This window comes from Micromonospora sp. WMMD735 (assembly GCF_049178995.1).
Taxonomy (GTDB): domain Bacteria; phylum Actinomycetota; class Actinomycetes; order Mycobacteriales; family Micromonosporaceae; genus Micromonospora; species Micromonospora wenchangensis.
This window is the reverse complement of record NZ_JBMHMJ010000002.1, coordinates 1,159,578-1,175,260: the sequence shown is the minus strand read 5'-3', so window position 1 is coordinate 1,175,260 and position 15,683 is coordinate 1,159,578. Positions and strand designations below refer to the sequence as shown.

At 71.9% G+C, this 15,683-nt stretch carries 8 protein-coding genes; 6 read left to right on the top strand and 2 right to left on the bottom strand.

Features of this window, described 5'->3' with window-relative positions:
• The first annotated feature begins 65 nt into the window (after positions 1-65).
• On the top strand, positions 66-2,885 hold the full coding sequence (locus tag ACN268_RS05125; RefSeq protein WP_421486810.1) for a DUF5682 family protein: 2,820 nt from the start codon (positions 66-68) through the stop codon (positions 2,883-2,885).
• 151 nt (positions 2,886-3,036) lie between these two features.
• Here the strand turns inward: ACN268_RS05125 and ACN268_RS05120 are convergent, their stop codons facing one another.
• Positions 3,037-4,674, bottom strand: a complete 1,638-nt coding sequence (locus ACN268_RS05120) for a hypothetical protein (protein WP_421481970.1) — start codon at positions 4,672-4,674, stop codon at positions 3,037-3,039.
• Between the two features lie 528 nt (positions 4,675-5,202).
• Between ACN268_RS05120 and ACN268_RS05115 the strand changes: the two genes are divergently transcribed.
• The 3 genes from ACN268_RS05115 (at position 5,203) to ACN268_RS05105 (ending at position 11,475) form a co-directional block, all read left to right on the top strand.
• Positions 5,203-6,708 (top strand): phosphoesterase, encoded by a 1,506-nt coding sequence (locus ACN268_RS05115; protein ID WP_421481969.1) that lies wholly within the window; start codon positions 5,203-5,205, stop codon positions 6,706-6,708.
• A 274-nt stretch (positions 6,709-6,982) separates the two neighbouring features.
• Positions 6,983-9,802, top strand: a complete 2,820-nt coding sequence (locus ACN268_RS05110) for a M14 family zinc carboxypeptidase (RefSeq protein WP_421481968.1) — start codon at positions 6,983-6,985, stop codon at positions 9,800-9,802.
• A 116-nt stretch (positions 9,803-9,918) separates the two neighbouring features.
• Positions 9,919-11,475 (top strand): class I SAM-dependent methyltransferase, encoded by a 1,557-nt coding sequence (locus tag ACN268_RS05105; protein ID WP_421481967.1) that lies wholly within the window; start codon positions 9,919-9,921, stop codon positions 11,473-11,475.
• A 69-nt stretch (positions 11,476-11,544) separates the two neighbouring features.
• Here ACN268_RS05105 and ACN268_RS05100 read toward each other — a convergent pair whose 3' ends face one another.
• The gene (locus tag ACN268_RS05100) at positions 11,545-12,435 is read right to left on the bottom strand and encodes a hypothetical protein (protein WP_421481966.1); all 891 of its coding nucleotides are present in this window, start codon (positions 12,433-12,435) and stop codon (positions 11,545-11,547) included.
• 483 nt (positions 12,436-12,918) lie between these two features.
• Between ACN268_RS05100 and ACN268_RS05095 the strand changes: the two genes are divergently transcribed.
• Both ACN268_RS05095 and ACN268_RS05090 read left to right on the top strand, forming a co-directional pair.
• Positions 12,919-14,388, top strand: a complete 1,470-nt coding sequence (locus ACN268_RS05095; protein WP_421481965.1) for an RICIN domain-containing protein — start codon at positions 12,919-12,921, stop codon at positions 14,386-14,388.
• Positions 14,389-14,552: 164 nt separating this feature from the next.
• Positions 14,553-15,680, top strand: coding sequence for a helix-turn-helix domain-containing protein (locus tag ACN268_RS05090; protein WP_421481964.1), 1,128 nt, complete (start codon positions 14,553-14,555; stop codon positions 15,678-15,680).
• The last annotated feature ends 3 nt before the right edge of the window (positions 15,681-15,683 follow it).

Below are 15,683 nucleotides of genomic sequence, written 5' to 3'. Positions count from 1 at the left end.
ACACCGGCACCCCCGCGCCGCCCGGCGTCGCCCCGACCGCGACCGCCGTCGGCGACGCCGACGGGGTGACCGCCGGGCCGTTCGGGGCGCTGCGCGAGCAGCTCACCGACGCGGCGGCCACGTTCGCCGGTTCCGCCGACGCGCTGGCCGGCATCCTCGCCGGGATCGTCGACGACGTCGACCGGGCGCTGGGCGAGCGGTTGGAGATCTTCCCGGTCTGTCACCACTCGCCGGCCTCGGCGCTGGCGATGGTACGCCGGCTGCGGCACAAGCAGCCCAAGGTGATCTATCTGGAGCTGTGCGAGGATCTCCAGCCGCTCCTGGGCGAGCTGCGCAACTGCCGGCTGCCGGTGGCGGTGCAGGCGTTCGCCTCGGAGCTGGACGGCTTCCCCGCCGAGTGGGGGCCGCTGAGCGTCGTCGCGCCGGTCACCGAGGCATCCGCCGAGTACCAGGCGATCGCGTACGCGCTGGAGACACCCGGGGTGGAGCTGGTGCTGGTGGACCGCTCCACCGACCACGTCTTCCAGTGGTCACCGCGCGGCGACGCCCCGGCGGCCACCGACGCGCCGGCCGACACCGCACCGGAGGCGGCGGGTGGCGGGGCCGGCGAGGAGGCGGAACTGCACGGGGACGCGGTCGGCGTGGAGATCGGCGACCTGCGGCCCCGGTTCGCCGAGCTGGAGGCGTACCTGCTGCACCACGGCAAGGTGCGGCACTGGTCGGAGTGGTGGGACCAGTACGTCGAACGGCCTCTCGCCGACGCCGACCACGACACCTACCGGCAGGTGATGGTGCTGATCGGCAGCCTGTTCCGCCGGCTGCGGCCGGCCGGGTCGGACCGTACCGACCGCGACGAGGACCGGGAGCGCTACATGTGGACCCGGATGCGGGAGCACCTCGCCGCGTCCGGGGCCGACCCGGCGGACTGTCTCTACGTGTGCGGTGCGTTCCACGCCGCCAGCCGGGTCGAGCAGTTCGGCCTGGATTCCCCCGCCCCGGACTTCGCGATCACCCCCCGCACCGGCACCCGCTGGCGGTACGGGCTGATCCCGTCGAGCCACTCGGCCATCGAGGCGCAGTTCGGGCTGGCGCCGGGGTCGGTGTCGATCGCCGCCGCCAACTGGACGCGGGCGGTCGGCCGGTCGGGACTGGCCCCGTACCGGCTCGACGGTCAACGGGGCGTCAAGGGCGGGCGGGGCAGGCGGAAGGCCACCCCGCCGGTCGCCCCGTCGGCCGGTCCGGTCGCCGACCGGCTCACCGGCTTCCTCGCCGCGCCCCCGGCGCTCGACGGGCTGGACGAGGCGGAGCTGCGCGGGTGGTGCGTGGACATCGTCCGGTTGGCCCGCCGCAACGGGTACCTGGCCAGCACGGCCGACGCGATCGCGGTGTTCGAGACGTCGATCCTGCTGGCCGGGTTGCGCAACCGGGCCCGGCCCACCCCGTACGATTTCGCCGACGCGGCGGTGACCTGCATCGAGAAGGACGTCGTGCCGGGCCGCCGCGACGTGCGGCGGCTCTGCGAGATCCTGCTCGGCGGGGACCGGATCGGGCAGGTCGGCTACGACGCCCTGCCGCCGCTGGCCCGCGACGTGCTCGACCGGCTGCAACCCCTCGGCCTGGACCTGGAGAAGCGCACCATCCAACGGGCCCTGCTCGACCTGCACGCCACCCCGGCGCTGGCCGGCTGCTCGGATCTGCTGTGGATGCTGCGGCACCTGCTGCCCGCCGACGCGGTCCGCCCGATCATGGGTGAGCGCCGGTTGGGGCACCGGTCGATCCAGGAGAGCTGGGACCTGGCGTTGGGCCGGCACCAGCGGGCGCTGATCGAGCTGGGCTACGAGGGGGTGACCGTCGAGCAGGTGCTGGAGCAGCGGCTGCGGCGGTCGGTCCGGGGCCCCGACGCGACGGCCGCCGGCGCCCTCGCCGCCGTGGAGGACGCCATCCGGTTGCTGGACAGCCCCCGGCTGGTCGACGAGTTGGGCGCGCGGGCCGTGGAACTGCTGTCCACCGAACGCACGGTGGACGACGCCCCGGACGTGCTGCGGCGCATCCGCCGGTTGCTGGCCCACCACCGGGCCACCGCGCCGGCCCTGCCGGCCTGGTGCGAGGCGTTCGTGACGACCGGGTACGCGCACTACTGCACCCTGCTGCCGACCGCGTTCGTCGAGGAGGAGACCGGGGTCCGGCAGGTCGGGGCGATGCTCGGCTTCCTGTTCAGCATGGAGAGCCTGGCGCTGTCGCTGGGCTGCGACAGGTCCCAGCTCGAACTCGCGGTGGCCCAGTCGCATCCGGAGAGCCCGGCGAAGGTCGCCCTGCTCTGGGCGGCCCGGCACCAGCTCGGCCTGCTGCCGCTGGCCGAGCTGCGGCAGCGCTGCGCCGACCTGCTGGGTAACCCGCTGGTGGTGCCGGCGTTCCCGAGGTACCTCTCCGGTTTCGTGCACGCGCTGGAACCGGTGCCGGGGCTCGCGCCGTTCGTGGTGGAGACGATGTCCACCGCGTTCGCCCGGTTGCCCGACCCGGTGCTGCTGCCCTGGCTGCCCACGCTGATCACCACCCTGCGCGAGCACGGCCCGGAGCTGGTGCCGCTGCTGGTGCGGGAGGCGGCACGCACCTTCCCGGGGACGCTGCCCGAGCTGGACGCCTGGGTGCCGCCCTGGTCGGGGCCGTCGGCCGGGCCCGCCCCGGCGGCCCGGCCGGGCGCGCCGGCGGGGCAGGTGCACGGCCTGCTCGCGGCGCATCCGGTGGCGGTGGACGCGGTCGCCGGGCTGCTGGGCTGCGACGGCGGTTGGTCGGAGCCGGTCGACGCCCCGGCGGGGTCGGCGGCGGCGACGCTGCTGCTCGCCCATCCGGACACGGTGGAGGCGGTGTCGGTGCTGCTCGGCTGAGGCCGGCGGTCGTGCCGGGCGGCTGGTGCCCGGCACGACCGCCGGCCGCCGGTGGGGTGCCGCCACCACAGGTGCGGTGGCGGCACCCCACGGCCGGGTCACCGGCTGGGGGTCGTCGCCGGATCGCCGGGGTGGGTGGTCAGGGCCCACGTCACGGGGTGTACGTCACACCCGGGTAGTCGGCCTGGGCCTGGACGAACTGCGCCTGCCAGTCGGCGGGCCAGCCGCCGAATGCGGTGGTGGCCAGCGGCTTGAGGCTCACGCCGGCCGCGCCGCTCCAGAAGTGCACGAACTCCCCCCAGTTGAGGTCCCGGGCGTAGACGCCGTCGAACTGGTGGAAGTGCTGGGACAGCAGCTGGAAGAACTTGTTGAGCACGACCTTGCCGCCGTAGTTCTGGTAGATCGGGTAGAACCAGTCCCGGAACCAGTACGTGTTGGCGACGGGGAAGTTGTCCGAGGTGAGCAGCTTCGCGTTCTTCCAGCGGGTGGCGTCGGTGGTCCGGCCGGTGCCGACGTAGCAGTCGTACTGGAAGATCTCGGCCCACTTGCTGTCGCCCCAGATGCCGTACGCGGGTGAGCCGTTCACGCCGAACGCGGTGAACTCGACGGTGTGGTTCATCTCGTGGGAGATGACGTCCTCGTTGAGGTCGGTGTTTCCCCAGCCGCCGCCGCTCATGTCGTTGACGTCGCGGAATGCCGTGTTGGGGTCGAACTGGCTCAGCGCGAACCCGCCCGATCCCGCGTCGTCGTGCAGCACCTCGTACAGCCGCTGGCCGCTGAGGTTGCCGTAGTTGGCCTGGACGTACTCCCAGATCTGTTTGGCGTAGTCCTTCACCCAGGTCAGGTCGGTCGAGGCCAGTCCCGGATCGCGGTAGATGGCCACGTTGGCGTCGTAGTAGTAGCGGGTGAGCGTCTCGTTGGGGGCGTGCCAGGTCTCGGTCCAGGTGGTGGCCGGGGTGGCACTGAGGGTGGTGGTGTCGGCGGTGGCGTAGCCGGAGTTGCCGGCCACCCCCTCGGCCCGCAGCCGGTAGTAGTAGTGGGTGCCGGCCGGCAGTTTCAGGTTGTGGAACTTCGTGGTGCTGGCCGGCAGCACGTACGCGGTGCTCCAGGTGGTGCCGTTGGTCGAGCGTTCCAGCCGGTAGGCCGTCTCCCAGCGGGTGTTGTCGGTCCAGGTGAGCCGGATCTGGTCGCTGGCCGGGGTGGCGATCAGGCCGGTGGGCGCGGCCGGCGCCGGGGTGGTGGCGGTGGTGGTCCCGTAGATCTGCCATTCGCCGATCTGCATGTTGACCGACCCGTTGGTGGCGGTCACCCGCAGCCGGTAGTACCGGTAGGCGGTGGTGTTGCCGAACGAGTAGGTGTTGCGGTGGAAGCCGGTGATGAACGTCTGGTTGCTCTGGGTGTCCAGCGGCGTCCAGCTGCTGCCGGTGGTGGAGGCCTCGAAGACCCAGTTGCGCGGGTTGCGGTCGGGCCAGTCGTTGGCGGAGGTGACGGCGTAGCTGGTCACCACGGCCGCCGTGGTCGCCTCGAACTGGATCCAGCCGGCCCCGCTGTAGGTGAAGTACTTGCGGTAGGGCGTGTTGTCGATGACCTTCTCGATGCCCTCGTCGCCGGTGGTCGACCACTGGTCGGTGATCGTGCCGGGGGTGTCGGTGATGTCCACCGCGGCGGCGAGGTGGACACCGGCCAGCTGGCTCGGGGTCCCCGCGAGGAGCAGGACGATCGCGGCCACCGCGGCGAGCAGGGGCAGTGCCGTGCCCGGGGGGCGGCGGCGGATCGGGTCAGCGCGCATGGAGTGGGTTCCTCTCGGCGTGGTCGGTCCTGTCCGGTGCATGCCGGGAGTCGATGCCACCTCCCGGTGACCCCCGCGCACGCGACATGACGACCCGCCCGGCGTTTCTCGGGACCGGGTCGTGGAATAGGTGGCGGGGAATGGCTCCGAAATGGATTCGCCAGGAGCTTGACGAACAGGCCGGACGACACCGGAATAGCATTCGATGTGGATGCCGCCGACCACTCCCCGTTGACCTTCTGCGCACCGAATACTAGTTGCGGCATAGCAAGCGGTCAATGAGACCTCTTTCTCACCAATGACCCGGAAATGCAACCGCATAGATATCCCACCCGTGGGAGGCGACCCGGGACGGCAGCCGGGGCCACGACAGGTGATGGCCCGGCCACCGGCCGGGCCGGGCGCGCGGCGGCGCTGGCCGGCCGTCGTTCACCCCCCTCCCGCACGCCGTGCAGCGGCCGTTCACCCTCCTCTCGGAGGCTTCGTCACCGACACGGTCGACATCCGGATCACGTGGAGGGCTCCGCAGTGCAGCACAGGGATTCCGAGGACGCCACAGGCGGTCAACTGTCCCGCCGCCAACTGGTGAAATACGCGGGCGTCGGCGCGACGCTCGCCGCCGCCGGCCCGTTCGTGGGCGTCGAGGCGGCCCACGCCGACCCGGACCGGCAGGACCAGGCGACGGCCGGGGCAGGTCGGGCCGATGACCGGAGCTGGCGGGCCGGCGACCACCACATCCACTCCGAGTACAGCGGGGACTTCGACACCTCGACGAACCCGCCGACGTTCCGCAAGGGCGCCGACGCGGTCTACCCGATCGTCACCAACGCGATCATGGCGAAGAACTTCGGGCTGACCTGGGCCATGTGCACCGACCACGGTGGACCGACGCACTCCAAGGTGAACCTGGAGCAGGCGTACCCCGATCTGCTCCGGTCCCGCCGGCTGGTGCCCGAGGTGTTGCAGTTCTGGGGCATGGAGTTCGACGCCCCGGCGATGGACCACCACACCCTGATGATCCCCCGGCACGCCGACGAGGCGAAGCAGCTCTTCGAGCTGGAGAGCCGGTTCGCCAAGCGGGACCCGTTCCCGGCCGACCCGGGCCGCGACACCGAGGCCAAGATGGTGGAGTTCCTCAAAGTCGCGCGGACAATGCCGCACAAGCCGCTGGTGATCGCCCACCACACCTCCCGCTCGGCGACCGGGCTCGGGGTGTACGGGCAGGACCTCCCGCACGAGTTCCGCAACGGCAACGACGCGGCCCCGGACGTGTACGTCGGCTTCGAGGGCGCCCCGGGCCACCAGGCGGGCCCACTCAACGGCAGCGCCCGCGGCGGCTACGGCAACCACCCCACCTACGGCGGCTACGACCAGGCGACCGCCCGGGTCGGCGGGCTGTGGGACGCGCTGCTCGGCGAGGGGCGACGCTGGTGGATCACCGCGACGTCCGACTCACACGTGCACTGGACCCGGGGCGGCACCGACTTCTGGCCGGGTGAATACAGCAAGACCTACGTGCTGGCCCGGCAGGAGTACCACGACATCATGGACGGCCTGCGCCACGGGCGGATCTTCGTCACCACCGGTGACCTGATCAGCCGCCTCGACGTCACCGCCAGCAGCCAGGGGCACTCGGCCGGAGCGGGCGAGACCGTCACCGTCAGCCGCCGCGACCGCACCGACGTGGACGTCGTTATCCGGTTCCGGCCGCCGGCCGGGACGAACGGCAACGGGGACCGCCCACAGGTCCGCCGGGTCGACCTGATCGTCGGGCAGGTCACCGGCCCGAGCGTCGACCGGGACGCCGACACCAACCCCACCACCGCCGTGGTGGCCCGGTTCGGTCCGCGCGACTGGCGGCAGCAGGGTGCGCAGTACGTCATCCGGCACACCCTGCGCGACGTCGGGGTCGACAGCTACCTGCGGGTCCGTGGCACCAGCACCGACGAGGCGGAGCCGCTGGCCGACGGGCTGGAGAGCCCGTGGAGCGACCTGTGGTTCTACTCCAACCCGGTGTTCGTCCGGGTGCGCTGACCGCCCGGTCCCGGCCCGCGGGCGGCGGGCCGGGACCACCCCCACCCGGTCGACGACGGTGGATATGATCAGGCGTACGGCGAGGGTCTCCCCCGACGGACGAGGGTCCAGGGTGGACGCCAACTCGCCATCAAACGCCCGTGTTCGAGCGGGTGTGGGGCAATTGGCGAATCGCGTACCGGCCCCCGGTTGTGAATCTTGACCACCCGAAAGCGCAGGTCATACGCTCCGGGCACCCCTGATTCATTTCCCGGGAAGGGAAACGAAACGCCTCATGCGAACGCCGATAATCCGCTCCGCATCGCTTTCCCGCCAGCGGTTGGCCAGCGCCACCGCCATCGTCCTCCTGGCCGGAATCACCCCCCTGGTGGTCGGCCCGTCCGCCTCCGCCGCGCCCCCGACGACCTGTAGCACCGATCCCACCGACCGGTTGGCCTCGGTGCCCAGCCCGGAGAGCTTCCTCGGCTTCCCGCTCGGCACCGGCCAGGAACGGGTGGTCACCAACGAGGAGGTACGGGGCTACCTCGACGCCGTGGACACCGCCTCCAAGCGGGTCGTCACCGGCGTGCTGGGCACCAGCGTGCTCGGCCAGCCGCTGCCGTACGCGATCGTGTCCAACGAGCGCAACGTGCGGCCGGCCGTGCTCAGGGGCATCGCCGAGGACGTCCGCTCGCTGCGCGACCCCCGGACGGTCAACCAGCAGCAGGCCGGCGAGATCGCCGAGGCGGCCCCGGCCATCGTCTGGGTCACCGCCAACGTGCACGGCGGCGAGAAGAGCGGCACCGACGCCGCCCTCAAGACGCTGTACGAGCTGGCCGCCGGCCTGTCCTGCGAGGTCCAGCAGCGCAACGACAACCTGGTCACCATCATCGTGCCGACGCAGAACCCGGACGGCCACGACGCCAACCGCCGGCAGAACGAGTACGGCTTCGACATGAACCGGGACTGGTTCGCCCGGACCCAGCAGGAGACCGACGGCAAGCTCGAACTGATGCGCAGGTACCCGCCGCAGGTCTTCATCGACGCGCACGAGATGGGCGGCCGGCAGTACTTCTTCCCGCCCAACGCCGACCCGATCCACCACGAGATCTCCGGCGAGGCGGTCGACTGGATCAACCGGATCGGCGAGGCCAACAAGGCCGGCTTCGGCTACAACGGCGCGTGCGGTGGCGCGGTGACCACCGAGTGCTACTTCAACTACTCCACCTACGACCTGTTCTTCATGGGGTACGGCGACACGGTGCCGGCCGCAGGCTTCGGGGCCGCCGGCATGACGTTCGAGAAGGGCAGCTCGTCGGCGGTGGCCGACCGGGTGCAGCAGCAGTTCCACACCCAGTGGTCGACCCTCGGGTGGGCGGCGGCGCACAAGGGTGAGGTGCTGAACGGCTGGTACAAGGTCTGGAAGGACGCCCTCGCCCAGGGCCGGGCCGGCACGTTGGAGCCCAACGAGGTGGTCCAGCCGACCAACACCGTGCAGTTCCCGGTGCCGGCGCAGACCGTCCGGTCGTACTTCCTGCTGCCCGACCGGCAGCTCGCCGACGCCCGCCAGCTCGTCGAGCGGCTACGCCGGATGGACGTCGAGGTCTACCAGGTGAAGAAGGCCGTCAAGCTGCCCACCGCCAAGCTCTTCGGCGGCCGGTCGGCGACCAACCTGACCGTACCGGTCGGGTCGTACTGGATCCCGATGAACCAGCCGCAGAAGCACTGGATCCAGGCGATCATGGGCGAGGACCCGTACACGCCGTTCCCGTACTTCTACGACGTGTCGTCGTGGAGCAACCCGCTGCTGATGGGTGTGAACGCCGTCTACACCGGCGCGGACGTCAAGCCCAACGCGGAGCTGATCGACAAGATCCAGAACACCGGTGGCGGCAAGATCCTGGCCGCGCCGCCGTTGAAGGGCTCCTACACCTACGAGCTGGACTCCGCCGCCGCGGCCGAGTTCACCTTCACCCTGCTGGGTCAGGGCGTGCAGCTGGTGCGGGACCTCGACAACGGGCAGGTGGGGATGCCGGCCGGCGCGTTGACGCCGGAGCTGAACACCACGGCCAAGAAGCTGGGCGTCACGCTCACCCCGTACACCACGGCGGCGGTCGGCACCCCGATCAGCCGGCCGGATGTCGGCCTGTTCCAGGGCACCGGCATCTCCACCACCTCCGGTTCGCACGGCGAGGCCCGGTACGTGCTGGGCAAGCGGTGGGGCCTGGACCTCACCCCGGTCACCACCGCCGACATCAACGACAACACCCCCGCCTTCACCGGTCGCACGGTGCTGCTGGTGCCGGACGGCAGCAACGCGACAGGCGGGTTGACCGCGACCGGGCAGGCCAACCTGCGCGCCTGGATCGCCCAGGGCCACACCTACCTGGGCCTGCGTAACGAGGGCACCCGGATGGCCCGCGCCGCCGGTCTCACCTCGACCACGGAGAAGCCGAAGCCGACCGGCTACACGGTGATCGGTTCGCACCTGCGGGTCGACGTGGACCCGGACAGCCCGGTCGGGCTGGGCCGGCCCGCCGAGGACTTCGAGTTCAACAACAATGACCCGATCCTCACCCCGAGCAGCACCGGCCGCAACGTGCTGCGCTACCCGAGCGGGGACACCTTCTGGGCCAACGGCTACACGGTGCAGGGTGACGCGCTCAAGGGCACGGTCGCGGTGGTGGACGAGCCGACCGGCGCCGGACGGGCGGTGCTGTTCGCGTTCAACCCGCTGTTCCGGGCGTACAACGAGAGTGGCCTGCACCTGGTGGCCAACGCGCTGCTCTACCCGGGCGGCGGCACGGCGGCCCGGACCGCGTCGCCGGTCCCGGTCGACCCGGCCCGCGCCGCTGCGGCGGCCGCTCCGGTCGCCGAGAACCTGGGCGGACAGTGGCGGCCGTTCACCCTCCAGGTGGCCGCCGGTGACCTGGCCCGCACCGAGGCGGTCGTGCGGCGGTACACCGACACCGCGCGGGTCACGGTGGCGGACGGCTCCGCGTACCTGGTGATCCCCAACCCGGCGGGTCTCCAGATCGACGAGCACCCGTTCCTGGGTGACCTGGTGCGGAGCCTGCGGGCCGAGCAGGTCCCGCTGCGCTCGCTGGTGGGCTGATCCCGACCGGCCGGGGGCGGGCACCTCACGGTGCCCGCCCCCGGCCGTCCCGGCGGCCCGGTCGCACCCGGCACCCCGCGCACAGCCGGATAAGACGCGTCGGCTAGGAACATCGCATGCCCCGCTACCTGCTGTTTCCCGGCCGACATCACCTGCTGACCCGGTTCCAGGCCGACTATCTGCACCGGCTCGCCACCGCCGGTCACCACGACACCCCCGACGGCGACCGGGCCGGCGACGACGGGACGACCGTGGTGTGGGCGGTCACCTCGGCCAACCACGAGAACACCCGCCGCAACCCGGTCCCCTACCACCGGCGGGAGGCGGCGATCGAACGGTTCAGCGTGCTGGCCGGGCTGCGGTCGGTGGTGGTGCCGGTCTTCGACACCGCCGAGACCGACCGGTTCGCCGAGGTGACCCTCAAGAACGTGGCGGCCACCGCCGGCCTGGAGCTGACCCCGGACGACACCGTGGTCGCCTGCTCGACGCCGCAGGTCGCCGCCATGTACGCCCGGTTGGGGTTCCCGATCGCCGGGGTGGAGGCCGACGTAGACCCGACCCCCGCCCGGCCCTGGGACGTGCTGTTGCGGCTGGCCGCCGACGACCCGTCGTGGCGGGAGCTGGCCCACCCGGCGACCCTCGACGTCTACGCCCGCTACCGGCTCGACGACCTGGTCCGTTCGGTGGTCAACGACCCGGTGGTCGGCGACGAGGGCGGGCTGACCGCCACCCGCGACTACCGGACGTACGCCGAGGCGTTCGCCGACGCGGCGCAGCGCAAGTGGGCGGCGGTGCGCGAGCACGTGCGGCCCGGCCGGATCGTCGACGTCGGCTGCGGCGCGGGCGCGGTGCTGGAGCTGGCCGACCGGGAGCCGACGCTGCGGGAGAGCGACCTGATCGGGGTCGAGGTGGCCCGCCACCTGTACGAGGAGTGCGTGCACAAGAAGGCGCAGGGGGTCTTCGCCAACCCGAACGTCTTCTTCTACCGTCGCAACGTGCTCGGCGGGGCGGTGTTCGCGCCCCGGTCGGTGGACACCACGATGACCTTCGCGCTGACCCACGAGATCTGGTCGTACGGCGATCGGATGGCGTCGCTGCGCCGGTTCGTGCAGGCCATCTACGACCACACGGTGCCCGGCGGGGTGTGGATCAACAGCGACGTCTGCGGGCCGGACGGCCGGGACCGGACGGTACGGCTGCGGCTGTCGACCACCGACGGGGCGAACCCGACCCGGCCCCGCGAGGATCTGGCGTCACTGCCTGCCGACCGGGTGGCCGCGCACCTCGCCGGGCTGTCCACCCGGGCCCGGCTGGACCAGTTCGCCGTCGACTACCGGTTCCCGTTCGGGTTCCGCCCGGTCGACGACGGCACCGGCGCGGTGGTCGAGCTGCCGCTCGGCGCGGCGATGGACTTCCTCACCCGCAAGGACTACACCGACAACTGGCTGTCCGAGACGCAGGAGGAGTTCTGCGGGTTGGAGTGGGCCGACTGGAAGGCCCTGCTGGCCGACGTGGGGTTCGAGGTCGACCCGGCCAGCGGCCCGTACCGCAACGACTGGATCGTCACCCACCGGCTCGCGCCGACCGCGGCGCTGTCGACGGTGGAGGGGGCCCCGCTGGACTGGCCGGTGACGCACGTGCTGCTGGTCGCCCGCCGGCCGGTCAACACCTGATCCGGCGGGAGACGGAAGGCCGGGGGCGGGAGGGATCCGCCCGCCCCCGGCACCGCCGTCAGGAGCCGGTCAGGACAGGAACTTGTCCAGCGCCGCCTCGATGGTGCCGCTGTCCGGGGCCGCGTACGCCTTCATCGTCGTCTTGTTGTACGAGATGAAGCTCGGGCACCGGGTCGCCGGGGCGTTGACGACCCCGCCGTCGCCGATCTTCTCCGCGGTCTTCGCGGCGTAGAAGGTCAGCTGGTAGCGCGAGGAGATGTACGAGACGCTGACGTTCTTGCCGTCGCTGGCCTTGTAGTCGCACTTCTTGGGCGCGCCCTCGCTGCCCGGGACCATCGACATGCAGCCGACGACCGAGACGCTGGTGAAGTCGGCCGACTTGGCGTAGTACCGCTTGTCGGAGCCGACGATCTTCGACGACCAGAACGACGGCCGCTCCGGGTTGTTCGAGAAGACGTACGCCTTGGCGGTGGCCGGGCCGGTGTAGGTGGCCGCGTTGAGGATCGGGCTGCCGTCGCAGACCGACGACAGGTCGCTGGAGTAGCGGGCCGTCACCGCGTTGTTGTTGTTGTTCGGCTGCTCCGTGGGCGGGTCGGACGCCTGCGGAGTGGACGAGGGTTCCGTGCCGGAGCCCTGGTTGGCGGTCGCGCTCGGCGTCGGGGTCGGGTCGGGCTCGTCGTCGTTGCCGACCAGGGCGAGCCCGATGCCGGCGCCACAGAGCGCGAGGATGAGGACCACCGCGCCGATGATGAGGCCGATGACCAGGCCCCGGTTCGACTTCTGCGGCGGCACGGGAACACCGAACTGCGGGGCCTGGCCGAACTGCGGGGCCTGACCGTACTGCGGGGCCTGACCAGGCTGGCCGTACGCCGGGTAGCCGGCGGACGGTGCCGGCGGCCCGCTCCACGGGGTGACGTTCGGATCCGGCTGTTCTCCGTACGGAGGGTGACTGTTGCTCATCTGAAGCCCTTATCGCTGTCGACGGTACCCAGGCACTGGATCATCGGTCAGGGTAGTGAGCGGCACAAACCGAGGCGCTGGTTGTCGGACGGCAACGAACCCCGACCGACCACGGGCGGAGCGGGCACGACTACTTTCCGTGGCGAAGTGCGATCCTCCGCGATGCCCGCCGAGCCGCTGCGGGTGGCTTCGGCGGCGAAATGTGGGGTGCGGAAAAGGGATTCCGCCCGGATCGTGCCTTCCGTGCCGGACACCGCGAGAAGGGTTCACAATGTGATGTAGATCATGCATCACGATCTCGACAACCGCGACGACCGCTGCAAACCACGACGTGGCGCGGATCTCCCACCCACCCGCTATACATCGATGTTCATCACATCGAAGTATGGGCATGTGGCAGTGGATCGGCTTATCGTGAGGCTCATGAAAAGGTCCCGCCCGTCCCGGCGGGCACCCCGCGTCCACCGCACGAGGAGGCGGCCCATGCCTGCCGCGCCCCACCCCACCACCCTCCGTCGGATCGTCCTCGTCCTCGCCGCCTGCGCGGCCGTGCTCGCCCCGCTGACCCTCACCGCCCCCGCCGCACGGGCCGCACCCGTCACCGTGGTCAACGGCACGCAGTTCACCGACACCAACGGCGCCGGCGTGCACGCCCACGGCGGCGGCATGATCAAGGTGGGCGACTACTACTACTGGTTCGGCGAGAACCGCAACGACAACAACACCTTCCGGTACGTGTCGGTCTACCGCTCCACCGACCTGCGCACCTGGGAGTTCCGCAACAACGTGCTCACCCAGTCCTCGGCCGGCGAGCTGGCGACGGCGAACATCGAACGCCCCAAGGTGATCTACAACGCCGGCACCGGCCAGTACGTGCTCTGGATGCACTGGGAGAACGGCGTCGACTACAACCAGGCCCGGGTCGCGGTGGCCACCTCCAGCACGGTCGACGGCAACTACCGCTACCTGGGCAGCTTCCGCCCGCTGGGCCACGACTCCCGGGACCAGACGGTGTTCCGCGACGACGACGGCACCGCGTACCTGATCTCGGCCACCCGCAACAACGCCGACCTGAACATCTACCGCCTCACCGCCGACTACACCGGGGTCGCGTCGCTGGTGCGGACGCTGTGGCCGGACAACTACCGGGAGGCCCCGGCGATGTTCAAACGCAACGGGGTCTACTTCCTGGTCACCTCGGGGGCCACCGGCTGGTCGCCCAACCAGGCCCGGTACGCCACCGCCAGCAGCGTCGGCGGCACCTGGACCAACCCGACGAACTTCGCCGACGGCACCACCTACGACTCCCAGTCGGCGTACGTGCTGCCGGTGCAGGGCAGCGCCGCCACCTCGTACCTCTACCTCGGCGACCGCTGGGCCGGCGCGACGGGCGGCCCGGTGAACCAGTCCCGGTACGTCTGGCTGCCGCTGAACTTCCCCACCGCCACCTCGCTGACCATGAACTGGTTCCCGCAGCTCACCATCGACACCGCCACCGGCGTGGTCTCCGGCGTCGACGGCGGCTACACCTTCGACACGCTGCGCGCCCGGCACAGCGGCAAGTGCCTGGACGTGCTCGACCGGTCCACCGCCGACGCCGCCGCCGTGGCCCAGTACGGCTGCAACTCCGGCACCAACCAGCAGTGGCAGCTGCGCGACGCCGGCTCCGGCTACGTCCAGATCGTCGCCCGGCACAGCGACAAGTGCCTCACCGTGGCCGGCGGGTCCACCGCCGACAGCGCCGCGGTGCAGCAGTTCGGCTGCCAGTCGGGGCGTACCGACCAGCAGTGGCAGGTCCGCGACGCGGGCTCCGGGTACGTCCAGCTCGTGGCCCGGCACAGCGGCAGGTGCCTCGACGTCAACGGCTACTCCACCGCCGACGGCGCCCGGGTGATCCAGTACACCTGCGGCACCGGCGCCAACCAGCAGTGGCAGCGGGTCCGGGTGGCCTGACCGCACCCCGTCCGCCGGCCCGCCTCCCGCAGGCCGGGACGGCGGACGACCGCCGCCCCGCATCCCACCAGCACCGGAACCCGGTGTGACGATGACCTCACCCCACGTGTACCCGCGCCGACGTCTACTGGACCGGACAGCAGACGTCCGCGCGGGGGTACGGGGTGCGGGACAGCACGCAGGAACAGCTTCACCGGCTCCGGTCACTGCGGACCGCCGCCGGGCTGACCATCGGGGAACTCGCCGCCCGGTCCGGGGTGAGTGCCCGCACCATCGGAGGGATCGAGCGGCACACGATCCGCCGCCCGCACCCCGGCACACTGCGGGCGTTGGGCACCGCCCTGGGGCTGCACGGGCCCGACGCCGACCGGCTCGGCACCGCCGGCGGGCAGGTGGGTGTGGTCACCGGGCTGCCCGGGGTGACTCCCCACTTCACCGGCCGGCACGCCGACCTCGCCTGGCTGACCGCCCGGCTGGGCCACCGCCACGCGGTGCAACTGATCGGCCTGCCCGGGGTGGGCAAGACCGCGCTGGCCGTCCAGGCCGCCACCCGGCTGGCCGACCGGTTCCCCGACGGGGTGCGCTTCCTCGGCCCGGTCGGGGACGCCACCGCCGCCACGATCGCGCGACGGCTGCTGCCGGCCGCCACGACGGCATCGACCGGGTCGGACCCGGAGGCCGTCGGGGCGTACCGCGATCTGGTGCGCGCCCGGCGGATGCTGGTGGTGCTGGACGGCGTCCGGGACACCCGCCAGGTCGGGCCGTTGCTCCCCGTGGACGCCACCGCCGTCACCCTGGTCACCGGCGGGCAGCCGCTGGCGGGGCTACCGGAGGCCGACAGGTGGCTGGTGCCGCCGATGCCGGCCACCGACGCGCGGGCCGCACTGACCGCCATGGTGGACGGCAGCACCCCCGCCCCGGCGGTGGCCGAACTGGCCGCCTGCTGCGCCGGCCTGCCGCTGGCCCTGCGGGTGACCGCGAACCGGCTGCTGACCCGCCCGCAGTGGAGCGCACAGTGGCTGATCGACCGGTTGACCCGACCGGAACGGGTGCTCGGCGCGCTGGTCGCCGGGGACCTGTCGGTCCGCGACGCCTTCGAGCGGGCGTACGCCGGGCTGTCGTCGCCGGCCCGGCGCGCCCTGCGGCTGCTGCCCCGGCTGGTCGGACCCGCGCCCGCCGAGGCGGGTTTCCTCGATCTGGCCGAACGGGGCTGGCTCACCGCCGGCCGGGACCACCGCTACCAGCCCCATCCGCTGGTCCGCGCCTTCGCCCGGGTGGTGCCCGGCACCTGACGT

Excerpts from the sequence above, each read along its gene's own strand:
- ACN268_RS05120 (WP_421481970.1), bottom strand. The coding sequence starts at position 4,674 with ATGCGCGCTGACCCGATCCGCCGCCGCCCCCCGGGCACGGCACTGCCC.
- ACN268_RS05110 (WP_421481968.1), top strand. The coding sequence starts at position 6,983 with ATGCGAACGCCGATAATCCGCTCCGCATCGCTTTCCCGCCAGCGGTTG.
- ACN268_RS05105 (WP_421481967.1), top strand. The coding sequence starts at position 9,919 with ATGCCCCGCTACCTGCTGTTTCCCGGCCGACATCACCTGCTGACCCGG.
- ACN268_RS05100 (WP_421481966.1), bottom strand. The coding sequence starts at position 12,435 with ATGAGCAACAGTCACCCTCCGTACGGAGAACAGCCGGATCCGAACGTC.
- ACN268_RS05095 (WP_421481965.1), top strand. The coding sequence starts at position 12,919 with ATGCCTGCCGCGCCCCACCCCACCACCCTCCGTCGGATCGTCCTCGTC.